The following is a 12,646-nucleotide window of genomic DNA, read 5'->3' on the forward strand; positions in this document are numbered from 1 at the left end:
ATCTATATGTAGCGATTTGTGAGCATTGTATGCGCTAGATATAGATAAAACCTCCTGCTTTTTGGACGATTTATTGACGTGAAACAAGGAAGCGGGCGATGGGCGGAACGCCTTGAAATCGCCTCACTGTGCGCGCTTTTTCATACGCCGTTGGCAAACTCGCCGCGTCGCTGTTTACGCTTGTAGACGAATAGCGTCAGCAGCAGAGGCACCAGAATCGCAATCAGCGTCGCTACCCCATAAATCGCCCAGAACTGCGTTTTGATAGACAGGATGGCGGGTAAACCCCCGACGCCGATGCCATTGGCGGTCACGCTGTTTAAACCGCAAAGCAGCGCAGCGAGGGCGGATCCCGTCATGCCGCACAGCATCGGGAAACGGTATTTCAGATTGATGCCGTAAAGCGCCGGTTCCGTCACGCCGAGATAGGCCGAAATAGTGGCCGGAACGGAGATTTCGCGCTCGTTATGTTTACGGCTGATAATCACAATCGCCAGCACTGCGCTGGCCTGCGCAATGTTCGACAGCGCGATGAGCGGCCAGACCGGCGTGCCGCCCGTGCTTTGCACCATCTGCATATCGATGGCCAGCGTGGTCTGATGCACGCCGGTAATCACCAGCGGGGCATACAGGAAACCAAAGACCGCCGCGCCAATGGGCGCAAAGCTGCCGGTCATCACGGTTTTCACCACCCAGGCCACGCCGTTGCCAATCGTGCGACCAAAAGGCCCAATCAACGTATGCGCCAGGAAAACGGCCAGCAGCAGTGAAACCACGGGCACGATAACCAGCTGTAAATAGTTCGGAATAATTTTCTTCAAGGCATTTTCAATCCATGCCAGCGTCAACCCTGCCAGCATCGACGGGATAACCTGCGCCTGATAGCCGACCTTCTCGATGGTAAACCAGCCAAAACGCCAGACATCCGGCGTCTGCTGGCCTAATTGGTAGGCATTCATCAATTGAGGAGAAACCAGCGTAATGCCGAGTACGATGCCGAGAATTTCGGTGCCGCCGAGCTTTTTTACCGTCGACCAGCAGACGGCGACCGGCAGGAACATAAAGATGGCTTCACCAAGCAGCCAGACAAAATCATAAATCGTTTTCCATATAGGGTGCATCTGCACCAGTGTTTGGCCATGACTGAAGGGAACGTCGCCTATCACGTTGCGAAAACCCAGAATCAGGCCGCCGCTGATAAGCGCCGGTAACAACGGGAAAAAGATTTCGGCAATGTGCGAGATAATGCGCTCGAACAGATTCATGTTCTGCCGCGCGACCGCTTTTGTCTGTGCTTTGGTGGCGGTGGACTGGCCGGAGATTTCGAGCAGAGCCTTATAGTAATCGTCGACTTCCGGCCCTATCACCACCTGAAACTGACCGGCATTGGTGAAGCAGCCTTTGACCATGGACAAGCTTTCAATCTCTTTGGGGCGGGCTTTCGCCGGATCATTCAGGGCAAAACGCAGACGGGTAATACAGTGGGTAACGGAGGCGATATTCTCGCTGCCTCCAACGTATTCGAGCAGCCTTTCAACATCCTGTCGGTTTATTTTACTCATCTTTTCAGCCTCTTCGACCTGAAGGTTAAAACCTAAGCATAACGGCTGATTGAAAACCTGCACTCGACGTGACGGCGGGCAATAGGCTGCGGTTTAGCATCGGTTAATACTTTAAGGCGTATGATTCGGCCACTGAGTTGATCGAGATCAGCACAGACAACGCGGTTTAGGTCACAATACGCCCCGCAAATCACTCCACTTACCGAGAATATTGTTATGGATCCCGACCCCGACACTGTAAGTCCGTCATGATCCGGTAAGCACCCGCCTTTTCGCTGCTGCTTACCGGTTAAATCTGGTAAGCAGCAGCGCGCATTTCCCCATGCCGCTCTGCCTGTTACTTGCTGTTCTACGGCTATTTGCCGAGCTTTATGCTGCGCCCTTTATTGGGGTGGTAGGCGAAAAAGCGAGGTCATGCTTTGCCGTGGGCGCGAGAAAGGTATGCATTATGTTCAAAACATTGACCCAACGGCTCTTCGACGTCTTCAGCCGCACTCTGCCACGTCGCCTTGTTCATCGCTCGCCTATGCTGGAGAAACGCCCGTCCCGCCGCGAGCCACGAGGTGCCTCATTCTATTGTCGTGCACTGCCAGGCCTGCGCACGCGCCAGTGCCGATGATCTTTATACCCAATTCAACAGCCATTTCGAAGGGCTGACCGAGGCCGAAGCCGCAGCCATTCGTGAACGCGTCGGCGCAAATCAGACCGACGATCAACAACCTGCGCCGTGGTGGCAGCATTTGTGGATCTGCTATCGTAATCCGTTCAATCTGCTGCTGACGCTTCTTGCGGCGGTGTCCTATGCGACGGAAGATATGAAGGCGACGCTGGTTATCGGCAGCATGGTGGTGATTTCCACCCTGATGCGCTTTATTCAGGAAGCCCGTTCCAATAAAGCCGCCGACGCGCTGAAAGCCATGGTCAGCAATACCGCCACGGTGCTGCGAAGCGATGCACACAGCGGTCGTAGCGACAGCCTTGAGCTGGTTATCAATCAACTGGTTCCCGGCGATATCGTCAAACTTTCCGCCGGTGACATGATCCCGGCCGATCTGCGTATTCTCTCGGCCAAGGATCTGTTTATCAGCCAGGCTGCGCTGACCGGTGAATCGCTGCCGGTCGAAAAGCAGGCGGTGAGCCGTATGCCGCTGGATTGCGATCCGCTCGAGCAGGACACGCTGTGCTTCATGGGCACCAATGTGATAAGCGGTACGGCGATGGCGATAGTGATTTCGACCGGTGCGCAGACCTGGTTCGGCCAACTCGCCGAACGGGTGATTCGTCAAGACGAGCAGCCCAACGCCTTTCAGCGCGGCATCAGTAAAGTCAGCTGGTTATTGATTCGTTTTATGATGGTGATGACGCCGGTCGTGTTGCTTATCAATGGCTACACAAAAGGCGACTGGTGGGAGGCGGCGCTGTTTTCGCTGTCGGTGGCCGTAGGGCTTACCCCTGAGATGCTGCCGATGATCGTGACTTCCACGCTCGCAAAAGGCGCGGTAAAACTCTCGCATCAGAAAGTGATCGTCAAACATCTGGACGCGATTCAGAACTTCGGCGCGATGGACATTCTCTGCACCGATAAAACCGGCACGCTGACGCAGGATAAAATCATTCTCGAGCGTCATACCGATGTCCTCGGATCGCCGAGCGACGATGTACTGCATCTCGCGTGGCTGAACAGCCATTATCAGACCGGCCTGAAAAATCTGCTCGACGTGGCGGTGCTCGAAAGCGCCGAAGCGCGATTGATGGAAGAGGGCAGGGATCCGTCCATCAAGATAGACGAGATCCCGTTTGATTTCGAACGCCGTCGGATGTCGGTCGTGGTATCGGAGGGAGAGCATGAACATCGGTTGATCTGCAAGGGCGCTCTGGAAGAGATCCTGTCTATCTGCACCCAGGTACAGCTCGACAGGCAAACGGTGCCGCTGACCGCTGCGCTGCTGGCGCGCATTCGCGGCATTACCGACGAGCTCAATCAACAGGGGTTGCGCGTTGTCGCCGTGGCGCACAAAGTTATGCCGGCACGTGCGCCGGATTACGCGGTGCCCGATGAATCCAGTCTGATCCTCGCGGGTTATATCGCCTTTCTCGATCCACCGAAAGAGAGTACCGCGCCTGCCCTGAAAGCCTTGCAGAACAAAGGCGTGACGGTGAAAATCCTTACCGGCGACAATCCGCTGGTGGCGCGCAAGATTTGCACAGATGTGGGATTGGCGGTCGAGCGCATTGTGGTAGGTAGTGAAGTCGAAGTGTTGAACGACACAGAACCTGGCCGCGCTGGCAGCCACGACCAGCGTCTTTGCCAAGCTGGCACCGCTGCACAAAGAACGCATTGTACGTGTGCTGCGCGATCAGGGCCATGTCGTCGGTTTTATGGGCGACGGCATCAACGATGCACCTGCGCTGCGGGCGGCAGATATTGGCATTTCGGTAGATTCGGCGGTGGATATCGCCAAGGAAGCGGCCGATATCATCCTGCTTGAAAAGAGCCTGATGGTTCTGGAACAGGGCGTGACAGAAGGGCGTCGCACCTTTGCCAACATGCTGAAATACATAAAAATGACCGCCAGTTCAAACTTCGGCAATGTGTTCAGCGTATTGGTGGCGAGCGCTTTCCTGCCTTTCCTGCCGATGCTGCCCCTGCATCTGCTGGTGCAGAATCTGATTTATGATGTCTCGCAGGTCGCCATTCCGTTTGATAACGTCGACGAGGAGCAGCTTGCCAAACCGCAGCGCTGGAACGCAGGTGACATCGGCCGTTTTATGGTGTTCTTTGGCCCTATCAGTTCCGTATTCGATATTTTGACGTTTTCGCTGATGTGGTGGGTTTTCAAGGCCAATACCACGGAAATGCAGACGTTGTTCCAGTCCGGCTGGTTTATTGAAGGCCTGCTGTCGCAAACGCTGATCGTGCATATGATCCGCACCCGCAAAGTGCCGTTTATTCAGAGCCGCGCCTCATGGCCGCTGTGCATCATGACGCTGCTGGTGGTAGTGACCGGCATTGGTCTGATTTTCTCGCCCGCCGCCGGATTCCTGCAGCTTCAGGCGTTGCCGCTCGGGTATTTCCCGTGGCTGATTCTGATCCTCGCCGCCTACATGGTGCTGACGCAGGGCGTGAAAGGCTATTTTGTCCGTCGTTACGGCTGGCAGTGATTCAGAAAGAGCGTATGACGGCCTCCAGCACGGAGGCCGTTTCACGTTTACAGCCGCGCCAAACGTTCGGCCAGCATCTCGAGCAGGCGCGGATTATCGACCTCGGTTATCACGGTGATATTGGGTTGCTGCCCGAGCAGATGGCGCGGCTTGACGGCGACCAGCGTTTGCCCGCGATGGCGGTCGTCTTGGCAGCTTACGCTGATACGCCCTTCAACGCCGTTAAACAGCGTGGGATCGATAAGCCACGCGATGACACAGGGATCATGCAGACAAGGATCGCCCGCGCCATAGCTGCGCATCATGGCTGCAGCGCTTTCCAGTAGCGGGCTTTTCTTTTGCAGATCATCAAGATAGGAGGCGGTGATTTTCGCCTGCATCGTGACATCAAGCCCCAGCATCACCTGCCTGATTCCGGCGCTCAGCACCACATGGGCAGCCCAGGGATCGACATAAATATTGAATTCGGCAACCGGTGAGCTATTGCCCGGGCAGAATGCTGCGCCGCCCATAAACACCAGCTGTTTTATCTTTGGCACAATCGTCGGATCTTTGACGATAGCCAGCGCGATATTGGTCATCGGACCTATCGGGCACAGCGTAATTTCACCGGGTGCAGTGTGAATGGCCTGAATAATATAATCCACGGCGTGTTCGGGTTGCAGCGCAAAATCCGCTTCCGGCAGGGTAACGTTACCTAAACCCTCAAAGCCGTGCACGGTCGAAACACGACCTTCGGCCTCAAGCATCGGACGGGCGCAACCGGCATACACAGGGATATCTTCGCGCTTCGCCAGCGCACAAATCCGCCGAGCATTACGGGCAGTGTGAGCCAGCGAAACATTGCCCGCCACCGTGGTGATTCCTACCAGTTCAATCTCCTGCGGCGAAGCCAGCGCCAGCAGAATGGCGATGGCGTCATCGACGCCCGGATCGCAGTCGAGAATAATTTTATGTCGTGCCATAGGTCACCTTGCGAACGTGGAGGCGCGTTTTTGCCGCCATAAGGGCTATAAAATTAGCCGCCTTGCTTCGCGTGTGCAATGCGTTTTGTGCGTGTCTTCGCGCAGGCGTGAGCCGGTGCAGACTCAACGCGGTTAAACATAGGCAAAGCGTTTGACGACGGTGAATTGGCCGAAGTCTCTTTCACTCTTCAGATAGGCATCTTGCATTTCACTGTCGGAGTCCGACGTGTCGTCGCGTTTCTGCCCGATATCCGTGAAGCGGCGAGTTTACGTTGCGATGAAACACGGGGCGCGCCAGCGGTTCGGGATCTTTCATTAACGGCGCTTTCAGAGTGATTTCGAAAAAGCTTTCTACGGGATCATACTGCAAACCCGGCGGGTGCCTGAGAGAGGCTTCCCGAACGATATCCTTCACTTTGAAATCAATCACCACGTTGTCAGTGTTCACATGGGCATGCTTCAACGCCCTGTACATTTGATCGAGGGTGTCGTCGATATTGAGTTTGCACGCTTTGGAAAACTCGAGTGCGTTTTCGACCAGCGTTTTGTAGTGGTGCGTATTTTGGTCGGTACGAAGGGTCGTGTGGGTGAAAAGGTTAATCTTGGGCTCGACGATGACCGCGTTTTTATCGTGATGAATAATAACGTTGTTGGCGCTCATCAATTTGCAGCGTTGTTCCGGCGTGGTCAGGCTCTGATATTTCCTGGTGTTGGCGAGAAATCGGTAGCGTTGTTCCAGCTTGGAATTGGTGTTGATGAAAATCACTTCCGGCTCGGGCGTGCGGACAGCAGGAGGTTTCTCGGCAGAGGTAGCTTGCTGCGACACGGCGCGAGGCAAAGGTGCGTCGTAGAATGGGCCAAAGCGGTTCTGCACAAGATGCAAGGGTGCCTGGCTCATCAGCTTGTCGATCACGGCATTCAGTTTTTTATCCTGATGATCGAAGTTGAGCTTTAAGTGATCGCGAAGATCGCTCAGTTTGGCGAGAGAGATAGGATCGTATTCAATGGATTTCTTCAACCCGAGCATGCCTAAAAAGCTGTGGGGTTTATTTTTGGAAAGCGTGATGTTTTTTATGTAGTTAGCGATGTCTTTTCTGGACTGCGTGGTCATCGCCTTGTCGAACAACATATTGGTATGTGTCAGCGCCCTGCTTATCAATGTCATGGTCTTTCCCTTTTAGCCTTCCTGGAACTTGCGATCCTAGAAGGTATTTTCTGAATAAACTCTCGAAAAACGATGATTTCAGAACGTCGTCGACACGCGTCTCATTCTTCTTGCACGACGCTCTCCAGCGAGATTTTGCTGCAATCCTTAATGACTTCCTGCGCGAAATTTTCGGTAATGGGGGTCAAGGTGTCGGCGGGCGACTCGGCGACGCCGAGTGTGTCATAGAAGGTTGAAATGGCCGGACGACCCGCACAGTCGGGATCATGAGTTTGGTAAACATCGGCCCGCGTCTGTATTTGATTTTTTTCTTTCAACGAGGAGGAGGATGAGGGCAGCGTCATCTTTTGATTAAGCGGGTCGATATTAAATTTTCTTAAAAATTCGTACATCGTAGCGGTATCGATGTGACGGGAATTCTTGAGTGAATGCGGTCTGCCCTGGCTATTCTCGACAATCGCCTTGTCGATCAGCTTCATTTTTCGATTACTGAAAAAATTGGGGCCGAATTTAAGTTTCAGCAAATCGTCGACGGTCTTGTCATGGCTGACAAAGTCATTTCTTCTTCGGCTTCTAAAGAACAGACAGCCGCCCCTGTTTTTAACCTCACTGATATTATTGATGAATTTCTTGATGTTTCGGGTTGAGGGATTGCGGTCGACCTGCTTTAAAAGCGCCGTCGAGCGAACGGATAAACCTGCCGTGAGCGGAGTCATTGAATGCACCTTTCATCAATAGAGGGCCAACCCGCAGGCTATGCGAAATCGCTACACAATACTCTCAGGAAACGATGCTTTTGATATGGCGGGGCGAAGTTAAACGGGGAGAAAGCGCGGGCGCACCGGAGCGCGCCCGCGGTTATCAGGACTGTGCCTTGTCGTTACGGTAATTAACCCAGGCATTGATAATCAGCGTCAGGGCCAGAATAGTGGCGACAACGCCCAGTGAGATGCCGACCGGAATATGCACCACATCGAGCAGCAGCATTTTCGCGCCGATAAAAATCAGGATGATAGCCAGACCGTATTTCAGCATCGAGAAGCGTTCCGCGACGTTCGCCAGCAGGAAATACATCGCACGCAGGCCGAGAATCGCGAACAGGTTTGAAGTCAGCACGATAAACGGATCGGTGGTGACGGCAAAGATGGCCGGAATACTGTCGACGGCAAAAATCACGTCGCTCAACTCGACCATAATCAACACCAGCAGCAGCGGTGTGGCGTAAAGCAGCCCGTTGCGACGCACGAAGAATTTCTCGCCCGACAGCTCGTCCGTCATGCGTAGATGGCCGCGCAGCCAGCGAACAATCGGTTTATCGCCGACCGCCGCATCATCTTCTTTGGCCAGCGCCATCTTGATACCGGTGAACAGCAGGAATGCGCCGAACAGATAGAGGATCCAGCTAAACTCCGCCACCAGCCAGCTGCCTGCGAAAATCATGCCGGTACGCAGCACAATGGCACCCAATACGCCGTAAACCAGTACGCGGCGCTGCAAGCTGGCAGGCACGGCGAAATAGCTGAACAGCATCAGCCAGACGAAGACGTTATCCACCGCCAGCGCCTTTTCAATCAGATAGCCGGTCAGGAAGGCCAGCGCCTGCTTGTCGGCCACCTCGCGACCGAATTCGCCGTTGAGATACCACCAGAAACCCGCGTTAAACAGCAGGGAAAGACCCACCCAGAGCAGCGACCACAGCGCGGCGCTCTTCATGGTCATCGATTGTGAACCCTTGCGACCCTGCAACAGCATATCGACTGCCAGCATAATCACCACGACCAGCGCGAAGATGCCCCACAACAGCGGACTTCCTACGGAATTTTCCATTATCCAATCCTCGAAAAAGTAAAAAAAACGGCCAACGTCAGAAGACGTCAGCCGCTCTTTATCGAATTTCGAGCCAACCTTGCCTTCCGGCAAGGTCTCACTTACAACTGAAACAACAGGCTATTTCAGTCGCCCGGTCACCGGGTGAGATGACTCACCGTATTGACGATTAACCGGCAGGAAGTTACTCCCCTTTGCTCGTTAAAAAATAATTCAAAGTATTTCAGGCGTCAAGAATCTTGACACATTTAGACAATTATCCTGCCAGCGCGCGCTGTTTGCCGAGCGAGTCGACGAACGCCAGCAACAATCCCTGGCTCAGCGGCGTTTCGCCGATGTTTTGCAGCTTGCCCAGATAATCGACGTGGTCATCGCTTGCCTGCTGGTCGAGCCACGGCAGATAGGTTTTCATGATTGCCGCGCTGAATTCGGGATGAAACTGGGTACTGACCGCGTTGGGACCATAACGCAGGATCTGGTGCGGATCGTGGGCCGATTTTGCCAGCACGGTGGCGCAGGCGGGGGCTTGCAGCACGGTTTGCAGATGAATCAGGTTGGCATTGAAACGCGCAGGCAGACCCGAAACCCAAGGGTCGTGCGCCGCAGCGGGCAGCAGTTCAATCTCTTCGGTACCGACTTCAATGCCCTGCGGATGATAACCGACCTCGCCGCCGAGCGCGTAAGCCATCAGCTGGTGGCCGTAGCAGGCGCCCAGCATCGGCAGATCAAGCAGCATCGCCTGCCGGATCCAGTCGGCGGCATATTCGCTCCACTCGAGATGTTCCGTCACCATGCTACGCGAACCGGTAATTACCGCACCGGCGTAGTGATGCGGAGGAAGCGGGCGCTCACCGGCCTGCAAATCAATGACGATGACCTGCTGACTGTCGATATTTCCCTGACGAATAAACATCTGCGGAAAATTGCCGTGCAACGCGCGAATAGGCTCGGGTGCCTGTCCGGTTTGAAGAATTAGCAGCGGTTTCAGGTCGGATTGATTCATGCTGACTCCTTGAATAAGTTTAGCCACAGGCTGGCGATCGGCAGGCAAAGTCTGCCGACTAGTTATCCGCCGGGAAAATGACGCCGGTTTGACGACGAATCTCTGTCAATAACTGCGCGGTGATGCGTGACACTTCAAGACCGGGATGGTTATAAAACTGACTGCTGACCAGCGTAGCGAAGGTGTCGGCCTCATAAAGCATGGTATTGATGTGCTGCGGTTGTGTGAGCTCGAGTTTCTGTCCGCCGCGTGGAATGTAGTTCAGGCCCTGACACTCCGAGAGTTTTTCGATAAGCAGTGTACCGCTTTCGCCCTGAATTTCGCTGTCGAGCCAGCTGTCGCTGACTTTGGAGTGGTTAATGACAACGTCGAAATCGCCGTAAAGGTGATCCCGGTAGCCCAGCACGACCGTGCCCTGTGCATCCACGCCGCTGTCGAGCAGCGTTGCGCCGGCACTCACCGTGTCGGGTTCGCCAAACAGTGCGACGCTGCTGGCGAGGCAATAATAGCCGATATCCATAATCGAGCCGTTGGAAAAGGCCGGATTGAAGGTGTTCGGGTTTTCGCCGTCCAGATAGCGTTGATAACGCGAAGAATACTGGCAGTAATTCAGCACGGCCTTACGCAAGGGGCCCATTCGCCCAAGGGTACTTTTCACATGCAGGAAATTGGGCAGATAGGCGGTTTTGAAGGCTTCGAACAGCACTACCTGATTGTCGGTCGCGCAGGCAATCATGCGCTCCGCTTCTTCAAGATTGGAGGCCAGCGGTTTCTCGCAGATGACGTGTTTTTTATGGTTGAGAAACAGCAGGGTTTGTTCGCAGTGCAGTGAATTCGGGCTGGCGATGTATACCGCGTCTATCGCGTCGGAGGCCGCCAGCGCCTCAAGGGAATCAAAATAGTGTTCGACAGGGTATTCATGACCGAGTGCCTTGGCATTTTCCAGCGTGCGAGAATAGATAGCCGTCAGCTTGAGTTTGCCACTTTCATGTGCGGCATTGATGAAGCTTTGCGTTATCCAGTTAGTGCCCACTACGGCAAAGCGAATCATGGTCTACTCCCTATTAAATTCTGAAGAATTCATGAAAAAATCATGAGAAAGATGTGAGGTAATCATGATGAAGATCTGATTATCAGACATAGAGTTTGCCGAATAAATCAAGATGCGTCAGATACATGCGGGTATCGAACTCAAGTTGATGATAATCGGGCGCCATATGACAGCACAGGCTGTAAAAGGCTTTGTTATGTTCTTTTTCCTTAATATGCGCGAGCTCGTGAACCACGATCATTTTCAGGAATGCCTCGGGCGCGGTTTTAAATACCGTCGCGACGCGGATTTCCGCCTTGGCCTTGAGCTTGCCACCCTGAATGCGCGAAATGGCCGTATGCAGCCCGAGCGCGTGACGCATGACGTGAATCTTGTTGTCGTAGGCCACTTTGCTTAGCGGTGACGAGCTGCGCAGATATTGGTTCTTCAACTCGAGCGTATACTGATACAGCGCTTTGTCATTGGTGAGTTCATGCGGGGCGGGGTAACGGCCGAGCAGCACGCTACCCAGGCGCTTTTCTTCAATCAGCCTATGCACCTGAGCCTGTAGATGTTCCGGATATCCTTGCAGATAGGTCAATTCTGGCATAACTGTTTGCTTTGGCTCTCTTTAATGAAGTGAAAACCCGAACGCTATCCGCCTGTGAATGACCCGCGGGCAGCAAGGGGAGACAGATAATCCCTTTTTAACTGAAAAAACATTTTACTGATAGCGCAATTTAAGGGATAAACAGCGCAAATTGTAATTTGAGGAGGGCCAATGAGCCATTTTGAACTGGGTACACTGCAACTTGAGCTGGAACGTTATCCGCTACAGGAAGAGTCCACGACGCTGCAGGCGTGGGAAGCAGCCGACGAATACTTGCTGCAAACCCTGACCACCGACACACTCAATGGCCGTCCCGTGCTGATCTTCAACGACGCGTTTGGGGCACTGACCTGTGCGCTGCACGCCTTCTCGCCGGTCAATGTCAGCGACTCTTTCATGAGTCAGCTGGCGGCGCGCTACAACCTGCGTCTAAACAATCTCGATGATTCGCTGGTGACCACCCAGAGCAGCCTTGATCCTCTGCCGCAGGCACCGGGTCTGGTGATTATCAAGGTGCCGAAGACGCTGGCGCTGCTTGAGCAGCAACTGCGTGCGCTGCGTGAAGTCGTGACGCCGGACACCCAGATTATCGCGGGTGGCAAGGCACGCGACATCCACACCTCGACGCTGCAACTGTTCGAGAAAATTCTCGGCACCACGCGCACCAGTCTGGCGTGGAAGAAGGCGCGTCTGATCCATTGTCAGCCCGAGAAAGACATGCAGCCAGCCGAGCCGGTCACCACCGAATGGGCGCTGGATGACAGCGAGCTGCGCATTACCAACCATGCCAACGTGTTCTCGCGTACGGGGCTGGATATCGGCGCGCGCTTCTTTATGCAGCATCTGCCGGAAGGAATCGAAGGGCGCATCGCCGACCTCGGCTGCGGCAACGGCGTGATAGGCATTACCGCCCTGGCGCTGAATCCCGATGCCGACATGCTGTTCGTCGACGAGTCTTACATGGCGGTGGAATCGAGCCGTGCCAATGTGGCGAACAATCTGCCGCAGGATCTGGCGCGCTGCGAGTTTGAAGTGAACAACATGCTGGCCGGCGTGGAGCGTGAATCGCTGCATGCGGTGCTGTGCAATCCGCCTTTCCATCAGGGCACCGTCATCAGCGACGATACCGCATGGCGCATGTTCTGCGACGCCAAGCGCTGCCTGCAACCGGGCGGCGAGCTGCGAATTGTGGGTAACCGACATCTGGATTACTACCAGAAACTGCGCCGTCTGTTCGGCAACTGCACCACGCTCGCGACCAACCAGAAATTCGTTGTTCTGCGCGCGGTGAAAACCAGTGCCGGACTCAACAGCTTTTAAGT

Annotated in this window: 9 protein-coding genes and 1 pseudogene; 2 read left to right on the forward strand and 8 right to left on the reverse strand. The window is 54.4% G+C overall.

Going from position 1 to position 12,646, the window contains the following annotated elements; all coding sequences use genetic code 11:
* Positions 1 to 140: 140 nt before the first annotated feature.
* Complete coding sequence (gene treB, locus O1V66_RS19800) at positions 141 to 1,562, reverse strand: PTS trehalose transporter subunit IIBC (protein WP_045049048.1); 1,422 nt, start codon at positions 1,560 to 1,562, stop codon at positions 141 to 143.
* Positions 1,563 to 2,010: 448 nt separating this feature from the next.
* On the opposite strand from treB, the pseudogene mgtA reads away from it, so the two are divergent.
* Positions 2,011 to 4,724: pseudogene (gene mgtA / locus O1V66_RS19805) on the forward strand (magnesium-translocating P-type ATPase).
* Between the two features lie 47 nt (positions 4,725 to 4,771).
* Here the strand turns inward: mgtA and O1V66_RS19810 are convergent.
* From O1V66_RS19810 to O1V66_RS19840, 7 genes are all read right to left on the reverse strand, one after another.
* Positions 4,772 to 5,689 (reverse strand): nucleoside hydrolase, encoded by a 918-nt coding sequence (locus tag O1V66_RS19810; protein ID WP_045049050.1) that lies wholly within the window; start codon positions 5,687 to 5,689, stop codon positions 4,772 to 4,774.
* Between the two features lie 208 nt (positions 5,690 to 5,897).
* A complete protein-coding gene (locus O1V66_RS19815; protein WP_269127970.1) occupies positions 5,898 to 6,854 on the reverse strand; it encodes a hypothetical protein in 957 nt (318 codons plus the stop codon).
* A 101-nt stretch (positions 6,855 to 6,955) separates the two neighbouring features.
* Entirely contained in the window at positions 6,956 to 7,570 is a 615-nt protein-coding gene (locus O1V66_RS19820) for a hypothetical protein (RefSeq protein WP_045049052.1), read from the reverse strand.
* Between the two features lie 145 nt (positions 7,571 to 7,715).
* Positions 7,716 to 8,681 carry a TerC family protein gene (locus tag O1V66_RS19825; protein ID WP_045049053.1) on the reverse strand — a complete coding sequence of 322 codons (966 nt, stop codon included), beginning with the start codon at positions 8,679 to 8,681 and terminating at the stop codon, positions 7,716 to 7,718.
* 256 nt (positions 8,682 to 8,937) lie between these two features.
* Positions 8,938 to 9,684 carry a glutamine amidotransferase gene (locus O1V66_RS19830; protein ID WP_045049054.1) on the reverse strand — a complete coding sequence of 249 codons (747 nt, stop codon included), beginning with the start codon at positions 9,682 to 9,684 and terminating at the stop codon, positions 8,938 to 8,940.
* 58 nt (positions 9,685 to 9,742) lie between these two features.
* Complete coding sequence (locus O1V66_RS19835) at positions 9,743 to 10,735, reverse strand: Gfo/Idh/MocA family protein (RefSeq protein ID WP_045049055.1); 993 nt, start codon at positions 10,733 to 10,735, stop codon at positions 9,743 to 9,745.
* 82 nt (positions 10,736 to 10,817) lie between these two features.
* Positions 10,818 to 11,324: a M48 metallopeptidase family protein gene (locus tag O1V66_RS19840; RefSeq protein ID WP_045049056.1), complete on the reverse strand. Its 507-nt coding sequence runs from the start codon at positions 11,322 to 11,324 to the stop codon at positions 10,818 to 10,820.
* A 171-nt stretch (positions 11,325 to 11,495) separates the two neighbouring features.
* Between O1V66_RS19840 and rlmG the strand changes: the two genes are divergently transcribed.
* Positions 11,496 to 12,644, forward strand: a complete 1,149-nt coding sequence (gene rlmG, locus O1V66_RS19845; protein ID WP_045049057.1) for a 23S rRNA (guanine(1835)-N(2))-methyltransferase RlmG — start codon at positions 11,496 to 11,498, stop codon at positions 12,642 to 12,644.
* The last annotated feature ends 2 nt before the right edge of the window (positions 12,645 to 12,646 follow it).

The sequence above is a fragment of the Rouxiella chamberiensis genome (genome assembly GCF_026967475.1).
GTDB lineage: Bacteria > Pseudomonadota > Gammaproteobacteria > Enterobacterales > Enterobacteriaceae > Rouxiella > Rouxiella chamberiensis.

What these genes read in the sequence shown, in the direction of transcription:
- treB (WP_045049048.1), bottom strand. Translation starts at nt 1,562, where the DNA reads ATGAGTAAAATAAACCGACAGGATGTTGAAAGGCTGCTCGAATACGTT.
- O1V66_RS19810 (WP_045049050.1), bottom strand. Translation starts at nt 5,689, where the DNA reads ATGGCACGACATAAAATTATTCTCGACTGCGATCCGGGCGTCGATGAC.
- O1V66_RS19815 (WP_269127970.1), bottom strand. Translation starts at nt 6,854, where the DNA reads ATGACATTGATAAGCAGGGCGCTGACACATACCAATATGTTGTTCGAC.
- O1V66_RS19820 (WP_045049052.1), bottom strand. Translation starts at nt 7,570, where the DNA reads ATGACTCCGCTCACGGCAGGTTTATCCGTTCGCTCGACGGCGCTTTTA.
- O1V66_RS19825 (WP_045049053.1), bottom strand. Translation starts at nt 8,681, where the DNA reads ATGGAAAATTCCGTAGGAAGTCCGCTGTTGTGGGGCATCTTCGCGCTG.
- O1V66_RS19830 (WP_045049054.1), bottom strand. Translation starts at nt 9,684, where the DNA reads ATGAATCAATCCGACCTGAAACCGCTGCTAATTCTTCAAACCGGACAG.
- O1V66_RS19835 (WP_045049055.1), bottom strand. Translation starts at nt 10,735, where the DNA reads ATGATTCGCTTTGCCGTAGTGGGCACTAACTGGATAACGCAAAGCTTC.
- O1V66_RS19840 (WP_045049056.1), bottom strand. Translation starts at nt 11,324, where the DNA reads ATGCCAGAATTGACCTATCTGCAAGGATATCCGGAACATCTACAGGCT.
- rlmG (WP_045049057.1), top strand. Translation starts at nt 11,496, where the DNA reads ATGAGCCATTTTGAACTGGGTACACTGCAACTTGAGCTGGAACGTTAT.